The sequence below is a fragment of the Pseudoalteromonas sp. 1CM17D genome, from assembly GCF_023161805.1.
Classification (GTDB): Bacteria; Pseudomonadota; Gammaproteobacteria; order Enterobacterales; family Alteromonadaceae; genus Pseudoalteromonas; species Pseudoalteromonas atlantica.
Map to the genome: position 1 here is coordinate 1 of NZ_JALNTP010000017.1, position 20,461 is coordinate 20,461.

Consider the following 20,461-nt stretch of genomic DNA (forward strand, 5'->3'; position numbering starts at 1 on the left):
TATTTTTTTGTCAACACTTAATTTTGTTAAACTTGAAAGTTTTTAAAACTAAGTTTTACTCAACTCACTGAGTAGCTCGTGCCTCGCTATGCGTTGCGCTCTGCCGTCTCAGTGGGGTCGCATTATAGGGAGAAACGTTTTATACGCAAGTGTTTTATTGAATAAAATTGCATTTAATTTATACCCATAAGAACCCCACATTAAAAACACATGTTACCCACAAAAGCCTGTGGATAAGACTGCTTTTTTGCTTTTAAAACTAAACTCTTTTGATTTGTTATGGTAAGTTGCCAGCACTTTTTCAACTCATGTACTTAGGTAGTATTCATGACAGATATAATAAATAGTATAAGTGCCTTACTTTGGGGCCAAGTTCTCGTCTACTTATTAATAGCAGCAGGTGTCTTTTTTACCATTCGGTTAGGCTTTATTCAATTTGTACAATTCCCCCATATGTTTAAAGTTATGTTTGGCTCACGTAAATGTGGTGGAGATGAGATTTCTTCTTTTCAGGCTTTTTGTACTTCTTTAGCGGCGCGTGTTGGAACAGGTAATATGGCCGGTGTTGCCGTGGCACTTTATTTAGGTGGCCCTGGGGCTATATTTTGGATGTGGCTGATTGCTTTAATAGGTATGGCAACTAGCTTTGCAGAAAGTACGTTAGCGCAAGCTTATAAAACTAAAGACGCTGATGGCAACTTTAGAGGTGGCCCTGCTTATTATATGGAGCGTGGTTTAGGCAAACGCTGGATGGGTGTGTTGTTTTCATTATGCTTAATTTTAGCCTTTGGCCTGGTATTTAATGCTGTACAGTCAAACTCTATTGCTGCCGCATTTGAAGTAGCGTTTGATGTACCTAAGTATATAGTAGGCATTGCACTTGTAATTGGCTCAGGCATTATTATTTTTGGTGGATTAAAAACAATATCACGTTTTGCCGAAATGGTTGTTCCATTTATGGCGCTTGCCTATTTGCTAGTTGCTATATATGTATGTGCGATTAACTTTACTGCCCTACCTGATGTTATTGTACTTATAATAAAAAGTGCTTTTGGTTTAGAGCAAGCAGGCGCCGGTGCAATTGGCTATGGTGTAACGCAAGCTATGATCCAAGGTATTAAGCGCGGTTTGTTTTCGAACGAAGCCGGTATGGGTAGCGCAGCCAATGCCGCAGCAACGGCAACACCTTATCCACCGCACCCAGCCTCGCAAGGGTATGTGCAAATGCTAGGTGTATTTATAGATACTATTGTGATCTGTACAGCCACTGCCTCATTAATCTTACTGTCTAATCAACTTGTGCCTGAATCGGGTGTATTAGGAATAGAGTTAACGCAAGCCGCACTACAAGAGCACGTAGGTGACTGGGGTACTTACTTTATTGCCATTGCCATTTTGTTTTTTGCATTTACCTCTATTGTCGCGAATTACTCATATGCCGAAACAAACCTAATGTTTTTAGAGCACAACTCTACTAAAGGAATGTTTATATTTAGATTACTTGTATTAGGTATGGTTATGTTTGGTGCCATTGGTGAACTAGGTATTATTTGGACACTTGCTGACATTTCTATGGGCCTTATGGCTATTGTAAACGTAGTTGCACTGTTTATGCTTTCAGGCGTTGTTGTGTGGTTATCAAAAGATTACAACGCGCAAAACAAGCAAGGTGTATTACCTACGTTTGACAAAGACAAGCACCCTAAGCTTGCCAAAGAGGTTGATCCTAACGCGTGGAAGTAACGCTAAATTAAAAGATTATTAAGCGAGCATTAGCTCGCTTTTTTTTGCCTTTCAAACTATATAAAAATTTATTAATGTATTTCAGAGATATATACCATAATTAAATATCAGTAATAGGCGCTTTTTGATTTACTTACGTACTATAAAATTGAAGTTTGTTATCTATAATATAAAGGAGTCATGATGGATGACCAATTGAACAAATACAGTATTGACACTACCGATTATCAGGTAGGTCAAGATAACGTACAAAAATGGGGGTTTGATGTTCATAACCCAGTGTTTGGAATAAGCGCATTTTTAGTCATACTATTTGTTGCCCTTACCTTATTGCTTGACCCTGAAGTGGTCAGAGAAGCACTTACCTCAACTAAAGATGCCATTATCAATAAATTTGATAGCTACTTCATGTTGATTGCTAATGGTTTCGTATTATTTTGCTTTGCACTTGCGCTCTCCCCTCTTGGTAAAATTCGCTTAGGGGGTGTTGATGCAAAACCTGAACATGGTTATCTCTCATGGCTGGCAATGTTATTTGCCGCAGGAATGGGGATAGGTTTACTATTTTGGGGTGTTGCAGAGCCCGCAGCCTATTATACTGATTGGTATTTAATGCCAATGAACGCAGAGCCAAATACCCCAGAAGCGCACTCTTTAGCCATGGGCGCCACCATGTATCACTGGGGCTTACATGGTTGGGCAATTTATGCCATTGTTGCACTTAGCTTAGCGTTTTTTGCTTACAATAAAGGCCTTCCGTTATCTATACGCTCCGTGTTTTATCCCTTATTTGGCGATCGTGCTTGGGGTTGGCTGGGTCATGTTATTGATATACTTGCTGTACTTTCCACGCTTTTTGGTTTAGCAACGTCTCTTGGTTTAGGGGCACAGCAAGCAACAAGTGGTATTAATTATTTAATGGGCACTGACTACGGCACCGCTTTTCAAATTACAGTTATAGCACTCGTTACCTGTATTGCTATTGTTTCTGTTATTAAAGGCATTGAAGGGGGTGTGAAAGTACTTAGTAACATCAATCTTATATGTGCATTTATTTTACTTGTAGCCATAATATCGCTTACTTTTAGTGACTCAATCACAGCAATATGGTTTACCTTTGGTGCATATGTAGAACATATGGTTCCGCTTAGTAATCCGTTTGGCCGTGAAGATGAAGACTGGATGCATGCCTGGACAGTATTTTATTGGGCATGGTGGATATCGTGGTCGCCGTTTGTAGGAATGTTTATTGCCCGCGTTTCTAGAGGCCGTACCGTGCGAGAATTTTTATTAGTCGTCATTGGCCTACCAACACTGTTAAGCTTAGTGTGGATGGGGGTATTTGGTAATTTAGCGATTTCACAAATTATTGATAAAGTAGGCCCACTTGGGCAAAACGGGTTAACCGATATCTCTGTGACGCTATTTCAGGTTTATGAGCAGCTTCCGCTTAGTGGCCTTATTAGTGTGATCTCAATTGTGCTTGTTTTAGTATTTTTTATCACCTCTTCTGATTCTGGCTCACTTGTAATAGATGGCATAACCGCTGGCGGAAAAATTGATGCGCCGGTACCACAACGTATATTTTGGGCATCGATTGAAGGGGCAATAGCCGCCGTATTACTGTGGGTAGGTGGCTCTCAAGCCTTGCAGGCCTTGCAATCGGGAGTAGTAACCACTGCGTTACCTTTCTCAATTGTGCTTATTTTAATGTGCGTGGCGCTTATTCAAGGTTTAATGAGCGAATACCCTATTTATAAAGCACAAACAAAGTTATAGCATTATGTACTTTAGCAAAGCGGCTTTGTGTCGCTTTGCTTTGCACTTTATTTCCTCCCCTACCTACACTTCAGCTAATACATTAACGAACGTATTTAATTATCAAACTGTTTAGCTTTGGCAATATACACCTCTAAAACACGTTGTTTTAAATAAATAGAGCGCACATATAAGCGCATAACAACCAAGTGCTATTTGTTGCACCTTTAGCTATCAAGTTTATATCATCAGGTAGTCGCGCATGTATGTAAATTGCTTTGATGAACTGAATTGGATTTAGACGGCAGCAGCAAAGGGATATAGGAAAAGTAATTTAGGTTTAATCAACTAACGTTAACGTGTAACAATACGTATGCTTTGCTTTAAGCACGATTGTCTGCCTCAAAATTAGTCACTTGATTAAGCCAATTGCTATTAATTTTTAAGGAATAGGCAAAAACATAAACAAAGTGATTGTTATATAAAAAATGGATGTTTATTTAAAAATAGGGAGTATTTAATTTACTAAAAGGACTTTAGTAAAAGTGGTGCCCGAGGCCGGACTTGAACCGGCACGACTTGTTAGTCGAGGGATTTTAAATCCCTTGTGTCTACCAATTCCACCACTCGGGCATCGAGTTTGCTATTTAAAGCATGTGGAGTAATTAAATGGAGGCGGAACCCGGAGTCGAACCGAGGTGGACGGATTTGCAATCCGCTGCATGGCCACTCTGCCATTCCGCCTTAACGCTTCCAAATAATTTGGAGCGGCACACGAGGCTCGAACTCGTGACCTCGACCTTGGCAAGGTCGCGCTCTACCAACTGAGCTAGTGCCGCGTTAAACTTTTCATTAATATTTTATCTAACTCTCAATTATCTTGGTAGGATAATTAAAAGTGGTGCCCGAGGCCGGACTTGAACCGGCACGACTTGTTAGTCGAGGGATTTTAAATCCCTTGTGTCTACCAATTCCACCACTCGGGCATCGAGTTTGCTATTTAAAGCAAGTGGATAAAACTAATATGGAGCGGCACACGAGGCTCGAACTCGTGACCTCGACCTTGGCAAGGTCGCGCTCTACCAACTGAGCTAGTGCCGCATCATATTAATTCTAAATTTAATTACACAAACTAATTTATGTAACATTGTTTTTATAAATTACACTTGGCTATGTAATTAAACCACAAAGTGGTGCCCGAGGCCGGACTTGAACCGGCACGACTTGTTAGTCGAGGGATTTTAAATCCCTTGTGTCTACCAATTCCACCACTCGGGCATCGAGTTTGCTATTTAAAGCATGTGGAGTGTTGAATGGAGGCGGAACCCGGAGTCGAACCGAGGTGGACGGATTTGCAATCCGCTGCATGGCCACTCTGCCATTCCGCCAAACCGTTGGACAACCTAATGAAAACTTGGAGCGGCACACGAGGCTCGAACTCGTGACCTCGACCTTGGCAAGGTCGCGCTCTACCAACTGAGCTAGTGCCGCATTATTATTTAATTATCTGCGTTATTCAACATCTTGCGATGTTTACGCTGCTAACTAAGTAACTTTGGTTTTCTTTATCTTGGGGGGTATGCCCTCTCAACACGGACGCATTCTACAGAGATTATTAAACGCGTCAACACAAAAAATGCCACTTTTGAACTGTTTGATTATTTTTTATCTAAAACGGTGCGTTATTAGACGTTTACAATCAATTTTTGGTCAATTCACTCCATGCAGCCATTAAATATTGCACCATAGAGCTCAGTGTTAAATAGGTGGCTATATACAGTAAAGCAAAACTTAAATAGATCATCCACGTATCGTATTGCCAAATTAGGCCAATAATCGCCAGCATTTGCGCCGCGGTTTTTATTTTGCCCATATTTGATACTGCAACGTTTCCACGTTTGCCTTGTTCGGCCATCCACTCGCGTAATGCAGATATCACTATTTCACGGCTAATAATAATAAGTGCCGGAATCGTCATATACATAGACTGATAATGATCAGAGAGCGCAACAAGTGCAGCACACACCATAACCTTATCGGCTACAGGGTCTAAAAACGCACCAAAAGGCGTAGATTGCTCTAGCTTTCGTGCTAAATAGCCATCAAGTATATCGGTGATTGATGCAAGCCAAAAAATAAAAGCGGCAGCAAAAAACGCCCAGCTATAAGGCAAGTAAAATATCACCAAAAATATGGGGATAAGAAAAAGTCTAAAGGTTGTGAGTGTGTTTGGAATATTCCACATAACTACTTGGATATGTCTTTTTTTCTATATTCGCATGAAGGGCTAGCCCTTGTCATGCAAATGGTTAAATATCTTCTCAGCCATGTCAGGACTGATCCCAGGAACTTTCTTTAACTGTTCTATATTAGCAGCTTTTACCCCTTGCATGCCCCCTAAATATTTTAATAATGTTTGGCGGCGCTTAGAACCTACTCCGTTGATCTCTTCTAATAATGATTGCGTGCGCTGTTTTTGGCGCTTATTACGGTGCCCTGCAATGGCAAATCGGTGCGACTCATCGCGAATATGCTGGATTAAATGAAGTGCTGGCGCATCCGAATCCATAGGAATCGTTTTTCGCCCGCCATCAATTAATAAGGTTTCAAGGCCTGGCTTTCTGCTTGTGCCTTTTGCTACACCTACTAACAGCGGCATTTTAGCATGTGGCCACGTAGCAAAATACTGCTCTGCACGGCCTAGTTGCCCTTTACCACCGTCAATGAATATAACGTCAGGGATTTTGTCTTCATCTACCACTTTGTTGTAGCGTTTGTTCAGTGCAAACTCCATTGCCGCGTAATCATCACCGCCGGTTATACCCGTTACGTTGTAGCGCCTGTACTCTTTGTTATTTGGCCCTTGCGAATCAAATACTACACAACTGGCTACTGTGTTCTCCCCCATGGTATGGCTGATATCAAAACATTCCATTCTGTTTATATCATCTAAGCCTAGGGTCGCTTTTAATTGTGCATAACGTTTGTTTATAGAGTCTTGCGTACTTTGTTTAACGGTAATGCTGTTTAATGCGTTTTTATTAGCAAGCTGAAGATATTGTGCTCGCTCCCCGCGGGTAACCACTTTAAGCGATACTTTACGCTCACTAATTTGCGTAAGCGCTTCACTCAATGCGCTACTTTCTTCAATCTCGAACGGTAAAATAATCTCTTTTGCTATGCGCCCTGTCGCACCAGGCGCTAAATAATATTGCCCTAAAAACGAAGTGAGTATTTCCTCTTGCCCCGAATCTTTAGGCACTTTTGGAAAATAGGTTTTACTGCCTAGCACTTTATGATCGCGGATCATTAATAAATGAATCCCATTTAATCCATTTAAGTGTGCAAAACCTACCACATCCATTTCAGCAAAATTACCTGAAATAGACTGCTGCTCCTGCATTTTGCGCAGTAGCATAATTTGGTCACGCACTTTAGCTGCGAGCTCAAAGTTAAGGTCTTTACTCGCCGCTTCCATTTTTTTTATTAAATCGGCTATTACTTCGTGCGACTTACCTGTTAAAAACTTACGTACATAATCAACTTGTTCGCCGTACTCTTGCTCTGTCACTTTATTAACACACGGTGCTGAGCAGCGCTTTAGCTGATACTGTAAACACGGGCGACTTCTGGCACGGTAATAGGCATCTTCGCACTGACGTACAGGAAATATTTTTTGCATTAAACGCAAACTTTCCGACACTGCGCCAGCACTTGGGAAAGGCCCAAAGTACTCGCCTTTTACCTTGCGACTGCCTCTATGAAAGGCTAAACGCGGATGTTTATGACTGGTAAGTAATATATAGGGGTATGACTTATCATCACGTAATAAAATGTTATAACGCGGCTGATATTTTTTTATAAGGTTGTTTTCAAGCAGCAGGGCTTCGGTTTCGGTGTTTGTGAGCGTAACTTCAATATCGCAAATATTACTCACTAGCACACGGGTTTTGCTGTCGGTTAGATTAGATCTAAAGTAGCTACTTACCCGTTTTTTTAAGTTTTTAGCTTTACCGACATAAATAACTTGTTGTTCACTATCAAGCATACGGTATACACCCGGTTCACTTGATAGCGTTTTTAAAAATTGGGCGTGATCGAATTCAGACATAAATTAAAAAATTAATGAGATACGTCTATATCAATCATTTTGTGGCGAATAGCCAAATGAGTAAGCTCAACGTCGCCTCCTACGTTTAATTTTTCAAACATACGGTAACGGTAGCTGTTCACTGTTTTTGAGCTTAAATTTAAGCGCTCGGCAATATCTTGAGCTTTTTCACCTTTGGTGATCATTAGCATAATTTGTAGCTCGCGCTCAGATAAGCTTTGAAAAGGGTTTTCATCGGTACGCCCTGTTACTTGCGCAAGGGCTATTTGTTGTGCAATTTCTGGGGCGATATAACGCTGGCCTGCATGAACAGACCGTATAGCACGAACCATTTCATCAGAGCCTGCACCTTTGGTTAAAAAGCCATGCGCGCCAATTTGCATCACTTTTGATGGAAACGGGTCTTCGCAATTAACCGTAAGCACAATAATTTTTACATCTGGGCAATAGCGACAAATCTTTTTAGTGGCCTCTAAGCCACCCATGCCAGGCATGTTCATATCCATTAATACAATATTAGGTGCGTGCTGGCGACAAAACTGTACCGCAGCCTCTCCATCTTTAGCTTCGCCTACCACTTTAAAACCACGTACATCATCTAATATACGTTTTATACCAGTTCGTACCAGCTCATGGTCATCAACTAAAAGCACATTAATCAATGTAATACCCTCATTAACCTAACAATACGCGACAAACAATCTAATTTGCCACATTACCACAGTTAAAGCGAAACAATAACTAATATTATTGCTTCGCTTTAGGTGTACTCATCTTTTAGCATTATTTTACTACTGCTAAAAACCAGTACTTTAGTTTTTTATGGCGCTGCTTTTTCGCTAAAACGGTCTACCCATAGGGCAATAATGCCATCGCCTGTAACATTACACGCAGTACCAAAGCTATCTTGCGCAAGGTAAAGTGCAATCATAAGTGCAACAGCGCCTTCGTTAAAGCCAAGCATACTGGTTAATAAACCGAGCGCCGACATTACTGCTCCACCAGGTGCACCTGGCGCTGCAATCATTACTACCCCTAACATCATAATAAACGGTAGCATCCCCATTAAAGAAGGTACTTCCATGCTTGGCGATAAAAACATAACGGCCATTGCACACGTCACAATCGTAATGGTAGAACCCGATAAATGGATAGTAGCGCACAGTGGCACTGTAAAGTTTGCTACATCTTCTTTTACGTTATTTGCTTTGCTTGATTGCAAAGACACCGGAATGGTTGCCGCGCTCGACATTGTCCCCAGCGCTGTAAAATAAGCAGGAAGCATATTTTTAACGAGCTCCAACGGGTTACGTTTAAGTAATATCCCCGTAGAAACATATAATACGGTTAGCCACAGCCAGTGCATAACAAGTGCAGCAATAAGCACTACACCAAAGGTTTGCAATGTATCGACCACGGTACCTGCTACGGTCATTTCCGCAAATACACCTGCAATGTAAAATGGTAATGCCGGAATAATTACTTTAGATAATAAAGCATCGATTACATCGCGACCCTGATCAGACACTTTTTTAAGTGTTTCTAATTCAAGTTGGCTCATGCCAATACCAAACACAAATGCAGTCACAAGCGCTGTCATTACACCCATCAGCGGTGGAATTTCTAAATCAATAAAACTGCCAATTTCAGTGGCAACTTCGGCTTCAAACGTAATATTGCCACTTAGCAGTGGAATAACCGCACTCACTAATAAAAAGGCAAGCGTACCTGCAATTACTGTAGAGCTATAAGCAAAGCCAACGGTTTTACCTAATAAATGGCCAGACCCTTTAGGCAAGCCCGCAATGCCAGAAGCAATAAAAAATAAAATAATTAATGGAATGGTAAAAGAAATGAGTTGGCCAATAAGTTCTTTAACAGTAAATAAAAGCTCAACACCTGTGAGAGGCACATAAAGCCCGACCAAAATACCGGCCACAATACCGGCAATTAATTTTAAGATTAACTTCATTGTGATTGCTTAGTTGAATATAGATAGAGTGTTTTTAACATGTTTTAGGCGCATTGTGTGATAAAAGTATTCAAGTTATATTCATGTGCGCAAATAACACACAAAAACATCGCAATAATTAGCCTACTCTGAGCATTTTTTAACTACGTGGCGAAATTTACTCTTTAAATTTAAAAATGAGCCCGCATCTTTAATAACTAAAGCAACAATAATAACTAATTTTTATTTCGGCTGGTTATAAGCCCAATAGATATATGTTATAGCCAAACTTTACTTTAGTTTTTTTAAACTCGCAGTAAAGTGTATTTATATAGTTAATAGCAAAGGCTATTAACACATTGATCAGATTGTATCCAAAGGAACATTATGTCTACTATTTTTGAAGATAACTCACTAAGCATTGGTAATACACCACTGGTAAAACTTAATCGCGTAACAGGCGGAAACGTTTACGCTAAAGTAGAATCGCGTAATCCTAGCTTTAGTATTAAATGTCGTATTGGTGCATCAATGATTTGGGAAGCTGAAAAATCAGGTCAGCTTGTTGAAGGTAAAGAACTAATTGAACCTACATCGGGTAATACAGGTATTGCCCTTGCATTTGTTGCAGCAGCACGTGGTTACAAACTAACACTTACCATGCCAAATACAATGAGCCTAGAGCGCCGCAAACTATTAAAAGCATTAGGCGCTAACTTAGTGCTTACAGATGGCGCTAAAGGTATGAATGGCGCAATTGAAAAAGCAAAAGAAATTCAAGCAACAGATCCAGAAAAATACATTTTATTACAACAGTTCGAAAACCCAGCTAACCCTAAAATTCACTTTGAAACAACCGGCCCTGAAATTTTTGAAGCGCTTGATGGTAAAGTAGACTTTTTTGTAGCAGGCGTAGGCACTGGCGGTACTATTACAGGTGTTAGCCGTTACCTTAAAAACGAAAAAGGCCTAGATGTTAAAGCGATTGCAGTTGAGCCAACTAACTCACCTGTTATTAGCCAAACGCTTGCAGGCGAAGAAGTAAAACCAGGTCCACATAAAATTCAAGGTATTGGCGCAGGCTTTATTCCTGGAAACCTTGATTTAAGTGTGATTGATGGTGCAGAGCAAGTATCAAACGAAGATGCTATTGCCATGGCTCATGAGCTAATGAAAAAAGAAGGTATTTTAGTGGGTATTTCATCAGGCGCAGCTGTTGTTGCCGCTAAACGCCTTGCTGAAAAACCAGAAAACGCTGATAAAAATATTGTGGTGATTTTACCAAGTGCCACAGAGCGTTACCTGTCTAGCCCAATGTTTGCTGAAGAATTTAGCGAGCAAGAATTAGTACAGTAAACTTCTCTCCTTGAGATACTCAAAAGGATGCTTATGGCATCCTTTTTTATTATTTATGATTCAATTTTCTATTTATTCCCCAGTGCTGCTTTACATCTTGTTTAATTAACCACACACTTTAAAAAAACTAATTAAAAACATTTAACATGAAAAAAATAACAGCTTATTTAAGTTTTATCGTATGCTTATTTTTAGCCGCCTGTGGCGATAGCGTACAAACGCTGGGCGACTCACCGGGCGATACAGCCACCGCTTACTTTGATGCATTGTATAATCAAAAAGATTTACAAAAAGCCAGCACAATGGCCACCCCTAACCTCAGCCGAATTATGAAATCCTATGGTACTGCTAAACAATTTGCCCGAAACTTAGTAAACCTGCAATACGATGAAGTAGTAATTGAAGTCGATATGACCAACATGAGCGTACGCGAACAATATGGCGATAACGCCAAAATAAACCTCATTTTTACAGGCTACTTTAATGGCGATAAAGTCGATGATATGCGCAGCGTTAAAATGCTTCGTAAAAAAGGGAAATGGTATATCGATAAAATAGTTGCAGACCCTTACGCACGCTAACTTATACACCACAAAAAAGGCCTTACACATGTAAGGCCTTTTTGCGTTTAGCGCTTATCTTAAGCGTTATAATTCACCGGGTTTAAAGTTATCAACGGCAATTGCTTGTTTTCTTAGTTTATTGGTATGGTGCATTGCATCGGCATCTGCTTGCGAAAGGAGTTCATTCTCTAGTGCGTAATTTATTGCGCCTTCTATGTCGAGTGTTGCAGGGACCTTACCACTGCGTTGCCAGTGTTTTAATTCTTTAAACTGTGTTTGCATATCGTGCATAGCTAAAAATGCATTTTCCATCACGCCAGTGCCCGCATTTTCATCTACATAACATAAGTGCGTTAAACGGTTTCTAAACACCCCAGGTTGCGTCATATGCTCGCAAATACTTTGGGCTGTTTCATCACTTGGCTTGTGGTAGTGATTCCCCAGCGGAAACACAATGCGTTTAAGTAAAAAGTTAACCACCGGATTTGAAAAGTTTTTGAAAAAACCATCAAACGCTTGGCCTATCTCATAAAGAGAATTTGCAATAGCGTATTTCACAAAAGGTAAGTCAGCCTGTTGGCGCCCTTCATCTTCAAAGCGTTTTAATACCGTAGAGGCTAAATATAAATGGCTAAGCACATCACCTAAACGCGCCGAAATCATCTCTTTACGCTTTAGCTCGCCACCAAGTACCAACATGGCTACATCTGTAGTAAAGGCAAGCCCTCGGCTCATTCTGCTTAGCTGTTTGTAATACACAGCGGTTGCACCGCACACGGGCGCTTTTGCCAAACAGCTTCGCGTAAGACCATGCACAAAAGCCATGCCGGCGTTACTGGCAGCAAATAAAATGTGCTTCATCAATAAACTATCAAATTGATCAAGTGCTGCATCATCGTCTTCCATTGCGGCAGCTTCCATTTCCTTTAACACAAACGGATGACAACGCGTGGCACCTTGGCCAAAAATCATTAAGTTGCGGGTTAAAATGTTTGCCCCTTCAACGGTAATCGATACCGGGATCCCCATATAACCATGGGCTAAATAGTTATTAGGCCCTACTTGAATACCTTTACCAGAATGAATGTCCATTGCATCGTTCATTACCGTACGCCCCATTTCGGTCATATGGTATTTTGCAATGGCGGTAACAACCGATGGGCTAAGTTTTAAATCTATTGCGCCTGCGGTCATTAAACGCGCAGACTCTAACGTATACGTTAACCCGCCAATACGGGCTAAGGCTTCTTGTACACCTTCAAATTGGCCAATTGATACACCAAACTGTTGGCGTACCACAGAGTAAGCAGAGGTCATTTTAGAGGCTAAATGCCCTGTTGCGGTGCTTAGTGCAGGTAAAGAAATACCGCGTCCAGCACTTAAACACTCAACCAACATGCGCCAGCCTCGCCCTGCGCCCTGCTCACCGCCAATAATCCAATCTAGCGGAATAAAAACATCTTTACCGTAGGTAGTTCCGTTCATGAATGCCATGTTTAATGGATAATGGCGCTCACCCGTTTCTACCCCTTCGTGATCTGTAGGAATTAGCGCACAGGTAATCCCTAGCTCTTTTTCATCGCCTAATATCCCATCTGGGTCATACATTTTAAAGGCAAGGCCAAGTACGGTTGCCACCGGCGCAAGCGTAATATAACGCTTAGACCAATTTAAACGCAGGCCTATAACTTCTTCACCATTATGCTGCCCTTTACACACTACGCCTGAGTCGGGAATACTGCCGGCATCAGAGCCTGCTTCTGGGCCTGTAAGTGCAAAACACGGTACATCTTTACCACTTGCAAGGCTTGGCAACCAACGGTCTTGTTGCTCTTTTGTGCCATAATGCAGTAACAGCTCGCCTGGGCCTAAGCTATTAGGCACCATAACAGTAACCGCCGCAGTTAAGCTTTTTGTGGCAATTTTTGACACTATGGTTGAATTAGCAATGGCAGAAAACTCACGTCCACCAAATTTTTCAGGAATGATCAGCGCAAAAAAGCCCTCTGTTTTTAAGTAATCCCAGACTTCTTTTGGCAGGTCTTTGTCTTTTTGTACAATTTGGTAATCATCTAGCATCGCCAGTAGCGTGTTAACCTGATTATCCATAAAGTCATTTTCTTTATCGCTAAGCTCAGGCCTTGGAAAGTTATGCAGTTTTTGCCAATCTGGATTACCACTAAATAGCTCACCATCCCACCATACATCGCCGGCTTCCATTGCCTCTCGCTCCGTTTGCGAGAGCGGCGGAAGTACCTTTTTAAACATTTTAAACGTAGGACGGCTGATCAGGTTAAGGCGAATATCTTTGACTGCAAAAATAACCACCACCACGACCAGCAATATTATAAATACTGACATGAGCACATTCCTTTTACATTGAATGAAAATAGTAACTTAATTATGACCCATCTTAGTTTAAATACAATCATTGCGCGATGCACCACACGCCTTAACGTATTAATTTTATTGTTTTAAACATCGCTGCTATTATCACTTTCTTAATAACAATAAACCAAAGGAATACAATGAACACGCCACGCTTTAAACTAAGTATGAGCGCCCTCATAGTCGCAAGTACATTAGCGCTAACCGCCTGCGAAGCAGAAATAGCCATAGACACTAGTGATTCAGCACAGACCGAGAAGCCTCTTACAAAACAAGATGCCAATGCATTTATTGCCAAAGCCGAGCAAGAACTAAGTGAGCTTTACCTAGAGTCGAGCCGCGCTGAGTGGATTTACGCAAACTTTATAACACACGACACCTCGGCGTTATCTGCCGAAGTTAATCGTAAAATGACCGAGTCGGTCGTACGTTTAGCCAATCAGGCAGCACAATTTGACGACTTAGCGCTTGATTACGATGCACGCCGCAAGCTTAATAAACTTAAACTTGCGCTTACTTTACCCGCTCCTCAGGACGCTGAAAAAACAGCCCAACTTTCAACTATTGTGGCAGAGCTAGGTGGTTTATACGGTAAAGGTAAATACTGTAAAGACGATGGCAGCTGTTTAAGCCTTGGTGATATGACCGCAAAAATGGCCACCAGCCGTGATTACAACGAGCTACTTGATTTATGGCAAGGGTGGCGCCAAATTTCAAAGCCCATGCGCCCACTTTACGAGCAGCAAGTAACCCTTACAAACGAAGGGGCTAAAGAGCTAGGTTATGCTGATACCGGCGCAATGTGGCGCAGCAAGTACGATATGCCAGCCGATGACTTTACAACCGAGCTTGACCGCATTTGGGGGCAAGTAAAGCCACTTTATAACTCACTGCATTGCCATGTACGCGCTAAATTAGGCGAAAAATACGGCACCGACAAAGTAGCCCAAGATGAGCCTATTCCTGCGCATTTATTAGGAAACATGTGGGCGCAAGCGTGGGGTAACATTTACGATGTGGTCGCGCCAGAAAACGCCGATCCGGGTTACGATGTTACCGAGCTATTAGCTAAAAATAATTACGACGAGCTAAAAATGGTTAAAGGTGCTGAAACCTTTTTTACCTCAATGGGGTTTGAGCCACTGCCAGAGACTTTTTACGAGCGTTCGTTATTTGTAAAACCGAAAGACAGAGACGTACAGTGTCATGCCTCTGCTTGGAATATAGATAGCAAAGACGATTTACGCATTAAAATGTGTATTCAACGCACCGGCGAAGAATTTTCTGTTATTCACCATGAGCTAGGCCACAACTTTTATCAGCGCGCTTATAATAAACAACCTTTATTTTATCAAGAAAGTGCCAACGATGGTTTTCACGAAGCCATTGGCGACACCATTGCTTTATCGGTTACACCCGGTTACTTAAAAGAGATTGGTTTACTCGAGCAAGTACCTGATGAGTCAAAAGACATTGGCTTACTAATGAAAATGGCGCTAGATAAAGTCGCGTTTGTGCCCTTTAGCTTAATGGTTGATCAATGGCGCTGGCAGGTATTTTCGGGCCAAGTAAAGCCACAAGATTATAATAAAGCGTGGTGGGAGCTACGTGAAAAATACCAAGGTGTGAAAGCGCCTATTGCACGTAGCGAAGATGACTTTGATCCAGGTGCTAAATACCACGTACCAGGCAACACTCCTTATACACGTTACTTTTTAGCGCATATTTTACAGTTTGAATTTCACCGTAGCTTATGTGAAATAGCCGGTAACGATAAAGCCATTCACCGCTGCTCTATTTATAATTCAAAAGAAGCAGGGGATAAGCTAAACGCAATGCTGGAAATGGGCTCTTCTCGTCCATGGCAAGAAGCCCTTGAAACCATCACTGGCAAGCCACAAATGGATGCAACCGCTATGCTTGATTACTTTGCACCGCTGCAACGCTATTTAGATGAGCAGAACAAAGACCGTAATTGCGGCTGGTAAAACTTTTACCACGGTTAATTTAAGTTAAAAACAACAAAGCCCGCTACAGTAGCGGGCTTTTTGTTCAGTAACTAACTTTTGATTAAATTAGAACTGTAAGCTTACATTTGCAAAGTAAGCATCGTAATCAGAATCATCCCAGTTATTACCGTAACCTGCTTCTAAACCAACATTGTTATTGAAAAAGTGTTGAGCACCAAAAGCGTAGTCATCGTTCTTGTTAACTGTAACAAACACCGATGTTGCTTTACTGAAATAGTAGTTAGATGCTAATTCCCAGCTACTAGAACCGCCATCAACATCTTCAAATTTACCTTCAACAGTTAAGTAGTTACCTTGCTGTAAATCAACAAAGTACTTAGCTGCTACTGCACGGTAATCAAACTCGTCATCTGCTGTTACAGTAAAGCCGATATAATCAGTGCTGTTTAATTCGTGGTTATATGCTAAGTCAAACACAAACTGATTGTCAGCATCTTCAACATCTACAAACGTTGCTTTTAATACAAGGTTTGGATTAAAGAAATAGCCTGCTGAAAGTTCAATTACATCCGTGCTTGAGCCAAAATCACTGTCGAAATTATTGTACTGCGCACCTAATACGAAATCTTGTACAAAATACTCACCGCCAACGCTAGTAATATCTCCAAAATCATTATCACTGTATGCACCATAAACATTTGTTTGCTTATTGATGTACTCAAATTGATCGTAAGGACCTAACGTCGCTTTTGGAGAAAAGTAATAAGTTGAGTCAACACTTACCGTGTCATCTCCATCAATGTCCATGTATCCTACGTGGCTGATAGATTGGTAAGTATCGGCTGCCATTGCAGTAGATGCAGCGCTTGATAATAAAATACTCGAAATGATAACGGCTAATTTTTTCATTTTAAATTCCCTATAAATGTTATTTTCTATGCTTGGGCCATGTAGCCAAAGTCGGGCCGCATCCTAACAACAAATAATGAACAAAAAATGAATGGGAGAACAAATTAAACACAATATCAACAACTTAAATTGTTAATCATTCCGTACAAATGTAAATATAAAGCACATCTTAAATCTACAGTAGAATTATATCTCAGCATTTAAACTTCAAAAGTAACAAATAAGGTACAAACTGTCGCTAAATTGAATACAACTTAACTATTCGATAAACCTCATCAATATAACTATCCCTCATTATATTTTTCTCATTTTTCAAAAAAATTATTATTTTTAATTTAAAAAATGCTATTTAGATGAGCAGAACAAAGACCGTAATTGCACCTGGTAAAACTTTTACCACGGATAATTTAAGTTAAAAACAACAAAGCCCGCTACAGTAGCGGGCTTTTTATGCTTTTAATTAAGTACAGGGCTTAATTAAAACTGAAAACGCATGTTTGCAAAGTATGCATCGTTATCAGAGTCATCTGCATTGTTCTCGTAACCTACTTTAAGACCAATGTTTTTATTGATGAAGTGCTGAGCACCAAAGCTGTATGTATCTTGCTTGTTGTAGTTAGCAAATACCGAGGTTGCTTTTGAGAAGTAGTAGTTAGTTTCTGCTACCCACTGGTTTTCTGCATCTTCAATGCTCTCGTATTTACCTTCAAACGTTAAAAAGTTACCTTGCTGTAAGTCAATAAAGTACTTAGCTGCAACAGCGCGGTAATCAAAGTCGTCATCAGATGTAAGTGTTACACCTACGTAGTCTGTGCTGTTTAGCATGTGATTGTATGCTAAATCAAACAAAGCAAAGTCATCGCCGTCTTTGTTTTCAACAAGCGTTACTTTTGCTAATAAATCAGGGTTAAAGAAGTAGCCACCAGTTAGCTTGTAAAGCTCACCGTTAGAGCCCGAATCTGGTTCAAGGTTTTCGTAAGATGCGCCAACAACAAATTCATTAATAAAGTATTCGCCACCAATGTTAGTAACATCACCAAAGTCGTCATCAGCATAACCGCCGTAAACGTTAGTTTGTTTATTAATGTACTCAAACTGATCGTACGGACCTAATGTTTTTTTAGGAGATAGGTAATAAATAGAGTCTACAGCAACAGTGTCGTTGTTATCGCTATCTTTGTAGCTTAAATTACTGATTGAATTGTAGCTGTCTGCAGCAGCCGCAGTGCTAGATAATAAAATGCTTGAAATAATAACTGCTAATTTTTTCATTGTAAGACTTCCCTTTGTGCATTGCTTTTTATGCTTTAGCTCATTGACTAAAGTGGGGACATGCTAACGCTGAGAAACTGAATGAAAACTTAATTAAGCAGTTGTATTTATTAAGTTAATTGTAAGTAGGTGTAAGAAACTGTAAATTTAAAGTAGTTGCAACATATAGTCAACAACTACTTAAAACATGTTCAGCAAACTAAAGCGCATGCTGACTTATTACACGATAAACTTCGTTAATATTATCGCCCGATTTAAACTCTTTACTAATAGGCGTTGGGTCTGAACCAATCCAAATTTTAAGCTCGGCATCTAAATCAAAGTGCCCTGCACTTTCTTTGCTAAACTTAGTAATTTTAGAATAAGCAATACTCACCATTTCCATTTTAGAGCCGGTCATACCTTGCTTATCAATTAAAATTAAACGCTTATTAGTAAAAATAAACATATCGCGAATCACCTTATAGGCTTTTTCTACTTGTTCGCCATCTATTAGGGTATTAGCAAGTACTTTTTCTAAATCAGAATCATCTACTTCGCTTGCATTTCCCATTAAACCACTGAGTAGTCCCATTATGCTTTCTCCTGTGTAAATATTTGATTTTCTAAGGTGTGACCATTTACTAACTGCCTATATTGCCAGTTTTGTTGATGGCAAAAGTTTAATAAAGCAATATCAAGTGGCTCACCGGTTGGCTGGTACTCAATCACGTATTCTTTATGTTGGCTCATATACACACGGCTTACACCTGCTAACGCCTGCAGTTGCTGCTCCACATTTTGATACGCCTCGTTGAGCATTAAGGTATAAAAGTGAGTATGCGTATTGTTGTCTTTTGTTTGGTGCTCGCTCAAAATGCCCTTATCTAGGTGGAGCACTTGGGAGCATAATCGCTCAAGTTCGGTTAAATCGTGCGAACTTAAAATAAAGGTGGCTTCATCGCTTAAGCTCGATACCAGCTCTCGCACCTCCCTGGCATGAATAGGGTCAAGCCCTGCTGTGGCTTCATCAAGCATCACTATTTTCGGCGAGCCAATCAGCGCTTGTGCTATCGTTACCCGTTTGCGCATACCGTGAGATAAATCGCCCGCACGCTGTTTAGCGACTTCTTTTAAGCCTACCAAATCAAGTACGCGCAGCGCTTCATTGTGGCTTTGTTTAGCGCCCATGCCTTGAAGCTTGCCATAAAACGCCAGTTGCTTATCTATATTAAAACGCGGATCTAACTGCGCATCTTGCGGTAATGCACTCACTTGGTTGAACAACGCTGCACTACCAGGCTTATGCCCTAAAATACTGAGCTCACCGTGGCTTGGGTTAATATAGCCGCACAATAAACTAAATAATGTGGTTTTACCGGCGCCATTAGGACCCACTAACGCCACAGGTGCGCCTTTTTGAATTTCAAAGCTTACGTTGTTAAGTGCTTGCTTTGCGCCATACGATTTACTCAAGCCGCTGGCTTTTATTAATACGCTCATAGCGAACTCCTTGTAAATATTCGATGCGCAATCGCTATAAATACAGCACTTTGAATAAGCGGCACACCTAAGGCACTTAATAAAGGTAGGTTTTGCCCAGCTAAAAGCTCAGAATTAACCCCAGGGAAAAGGTAATCGAGCGCATTTAAAGCCGGTACTTGCCACGCCAATATACCCACAATAATGCCGCCACCAGCAAAATATAAAATGGCTAACACAATTGCTAAACGAGACGAGCGAGCAAACGTGTTAATCAAACTCATTAATGCCACAAACGGGCTAAGTACCACCACCATTATTATAAATATAGAAACCGCACGGCTTAACCCCCCCATTAATAGGCTAGGCTCTCTGTAACCAAGTACGCCAAGGGTTGCCACTAGGGTAATAGCTAATAAACACGCTAACACGCCAAGCTGACCTAAAAAACGGCCAAATAAAATTTCAAACCGTGTAGAGCGCAATGATAAAAACCGTAATGTGCCGCGCTCTCTATCGCCAACGGTTTGATCGCTTGATATAAAAATAGCAAACAGCGGAAAGCTATACAAAGCGACTAGCCAGTACATAGCAAATTCGGCCTCAGGCCAATCAAGCAACTTACTTAAACCAATACTGCCTGAAATATCGCGTGCCATTTGTTCAAAATTGGGCGCACTAATAATGCTGACGGCTTGGCCTATCGGGTAGCGTAAAATAAGTAACCAAACAAGGGCAAAGGCGGCCATAGCAATTAAGCCGCGCTTGGTTAAAAACATACGTACTAGCTCAAAACCCGCTATTTGGGTTAATCGCCCTATGTTCACTAATGATGATGTTGCCATTGGCTTTCCTTAATGACGTTGCTCATGCTTTAAAATAAAGCGTAATGTAACAACAGTAAGTGTAAACACCTTGAATTACCAGCAAAAAAAAGCTCACCATAAGTGAGCTTTGTAACAAATCGTTTAAATGTAAC

The 20,461-nt window shown here is 40.8% G+C and carries 15 protein-coding genes and 8 tRNA genes; 5 read left to right on the forward strand and 18 right to left on the reverse strand.

Going from position 1 to position 20,461, the window contains the following annotated elements; translation table 11 throughout:
- The first annotated feature begins 327 nt into the window (after positions 1 to 327).
- Together MSC25_RS19175 and MSC25_RS19180 are read left to right on the forward strand one after the other, a co-directional pair.
- Entirely contained in the window at positions 328 to 1,743 is a 1,416-nt protein-coding gene (locus tag MSC25_RS19175; protein ID WP_024033645.1) for a sodium:alanine symporter family protein, read from the forward strand.
- Between the two features lie 183 nt (positions 1,744 to 1,926).
- The gene (locus MSC25_RS19180) at positions 1,927 to 3,522 is read left to right on the forward strand and encodes a BCCT family transporter (RefSeq protein WP_096739834.1); all 1,596 of its coding nucleotides are present in this window, start codon (positions 1,927 to 1,929) and stop codon (positions 3,520 to 3,522) included.
- Between the two features lie 525 nt (positions 3,523 to 4,047).
- Here the strand turns inward: MSC25_RS19180 and MSC25_RS19185 are convergent.
- From MSC25_RS19185 to MSC25_RS19240, 12 genes are all read right to left on the reverse strand, one after another.
- Positions 4,048 to 4,134: transfer RNA gene (locus tag MSC25_RS19185), tRNA-Leu, on the reverse strand.
- A 37-nt stretch (positions 4,135 to 4,171) separates the two neighbouring features.
- Positions 4,172 to 4,245: transfer RNA gene (locus MSC25_RS19190), tRNA-Cys, on the reverse strand.
- 19 nt (positions 4,246 to 4,264) lie between these two features.
- Positions 4,265 to 4,340: transfer RNA gene (locus tag MSC25_RS19195), tRNA-Gly, on the reverse strand.
- Positions 4,341 to 4,400: 60 nt separating this feature from the next.
- Positions 4,401 to 4,487: transfer RNA gene (locus MSC25_RS19200), tRNA-Leu, on the reverse strand.
- Between the two features lie 39 nt (positions 4,488 to 4,526).
- Positions 4,527 to 4,602, reverse strand: a tRNA-Gly gene (locus tag MSC25_RS19205).
- A 90-nt stretch (positions 4,603 to 4,692) separates the two neighbouring features.
- Positions 4,693 to 4,779, reverse strand: a tRNA-Leu gene (locus MSC25_RS19210).
- A gap of 36 nt (positions 4,780 to 4,815) precedes the next feature.
- Positions 4,816 to 4,889 (reverse strand) — tRNA-Cys (locus MSC25_RS19215).
- A 27-nt stretch (positions 4,890 to 4,916) separates the two neighbouring features.
- A tRNA-Gly gene (locus MSC25_RS19220) sits at positions 4,917 to 4,992 on the reverse strand.
- Between the two features lie 208 nt (positions 4,993 to 5,200).
- On the reverse strand, positions 5,201 to 5,746 hold the full coding sequence (gene pgsA, locus MSC25_RS19225) for a CDP-diacylglycerol--glycerol-3-phosphate 3-phosphatidyltransferase (RefSeq protein ID WP_024033647.1): 546 nt from the start codon (positions 5,744 to 5,746) through the stop codon (positions 5,201 to 5,203).
- A 42-nt stretch (positions 5,747 to 5,788) separates the two neighbouring features.
- Positions 5,789 to 7,612, reverse strand: coding sequence for an excinuclease ABC subunit UvrC (gene uvrC / locus MSC25_RS19230; RefSeq protein ID WP_004589510.1), 1,824 nt, complete (start codon positions 7,610 to 7,612; stop codon positions 5,789 to 5,791).
- Between the two features lie 11 nt (positions 7,613 to 7,623).
- Complete coding sequence (gene uvrY / locus MSC25_RS19235; RefSeq protein WP_004589511.1) at positions 7,624 to 8,274, reverse strand: UvrY/SirA/GacA family response regulator transcription factor; 651 nt, start codon at positions 8,272 to 8,274, stop codon at positions 7,624 to 7,626.
- A 158-nt stretch (positions 8,275 to 8,432) separates the two neighbouring features.
- Positions 8,433 to 9,584 carry a dicarboxylate/amino acid:cation symporter gene (locus MSC25_RS19240; protein WP_248444345.1) on the reverse strand — a complete coding sequence of 384 codons (1,152 nt, stop codon included), beginning with the start codon at positions 9,582 to 9,584 and terminating at the stop codon, positions 8,433 to 8,435.
- 366 nt (positions 9,585 to 9,950) lie between these two features.
- Here MSC25_RS19240 and cysK point away from each other — a divergent pair, with 366 nt between their 5' ends.
- The gene (gene cysK / locus MSC25_RS19245) at positions 9,951 to 10,919 is read left to right on the forward strand and encodes a cysteine synthase A (RefSeq protein ID WP_004589513.1); all 969 of its coding nucleotides are present in this window, start codon (positions 9,951 to 9,953) and stop codon (positions 10,917 to 10,919) included.
- A 146-nt stretch (positions 10,920 to 11,065) separates the two neighbouring features.
- Entirely contained in the window at positions 11,066 to 11,500 is a 435-nt protein-coding gene (locus MSC25_RS19250) for a hypothetical protein (RefSeq protein WP_029773124.1), read from the forward strand.
- A 66-nt stretch (positions 11,501 to 11,566) separates the two neighbouring features.
- Here MSC25_RS19250 and MSC25_RS19255 read toward each other — a convergent pair whose 3' ends face one another.
- A complete protein-coding gene (locus MSC25_RS19255; protein WP_248444346.1) occupies positions 11,567 to 13,843 on the reverse strand; it encodes an acyl-CoA dehydrogenase in 2,277 nt (758 codons plus the stop codon).
- A 167-nt stretch (positions 13,844 to 14,010) separates the two neighbouring features.
- Here MSC25_RS19255 and MSC25_RS19260 point away from each other — a divergent pair, with 167 nt between their 5' ends.
- Positions 14,011 to 15,858, forward strand: a complete 1,848-nt coding sequence (locus tag MSC25_RS19260) for a M2 family metallopeptidase (RefSeq protein WP_024033652.1) — start codon at positions 14,011 to 14,013, stop codon at positions 15,856 to 15,858.
- Positions 15,859 to 15,945: 87 nt separating this feature from the next.
- Here MSC25_RS19260 and MSC25_RS19265 read toward each other — a convergent pair whose 3' ends face one another.
- The 5 genes from MSC25_RS19265 to MSC25_RS19285 form a co-directional block, all read right to left on the reverse strand.
- On the reverse strand, positions 15,946 to 16,749 hold the full coding sequence (locus MSC25_RS19265; RefSeq protein WP_064386448.1) for a putative porin: 804 nt from the start codon (positions 16,747 to 16,749) through the stop codon (positions 15,946 to 15,948).
- A gap of 477 nt (positions 16,750 to 17,226) precedes the next feature.
- Positions 17,227 to 18,021 carry a putative porin gene (locus MSC25_RS19270; RefSeq protein ID WP_248444347.1) on the reverse strand — a complete coding sequence of 265 codons (795 nt, stop codon included), beginning with the start codon at positions 18,019 to 18,021 and terminating at the stop codon, positions 17,227 to 17,229.
- 199 nt (positions 18,022 to 18,220) lie between these two features.
- A complete protein-coding gene (locus MSC25_RS19275) occupies positions 18,221 to 18,595 on the reverse strand; it encodes a PH domain-containing protein (RefSeq protein WP_004589518.1) in 375 nt (124 codons plus the stop codon).
- Positions 18,595 to 19,503 (reverse strand): ABC transporter ATP-binding protein, encoded by a 909-nt coding sequence (locus tag MSC25_RS19280; protein WP_024033654.1) that lies wholly within the window; start codon positions 19,501 to 19,503, stop codon positions 18,595 to 18,597. Before MSC25_RS19280 ends, MSC25_RS19275 begins: the two co-directional genes overlap by 1 nt.
- Positions 19,500 to 20,327, reverse strand: coding sequence for an ABC transporter permease subunit (locus tag MSC25_RS19285; protein ID WP_054983890.1), 828 nt, complete (start codon positions 20,325 to 20,327; stop codon positions 19,500 to 19,502). Before MSC25_RS19285 ends, MSC25_RS19280 begins: the two co-directional genes overlap by 4 nt.
- Between the last annotated feature and the right edge of the window lie 134 nt (positions 20,328 to 20,461).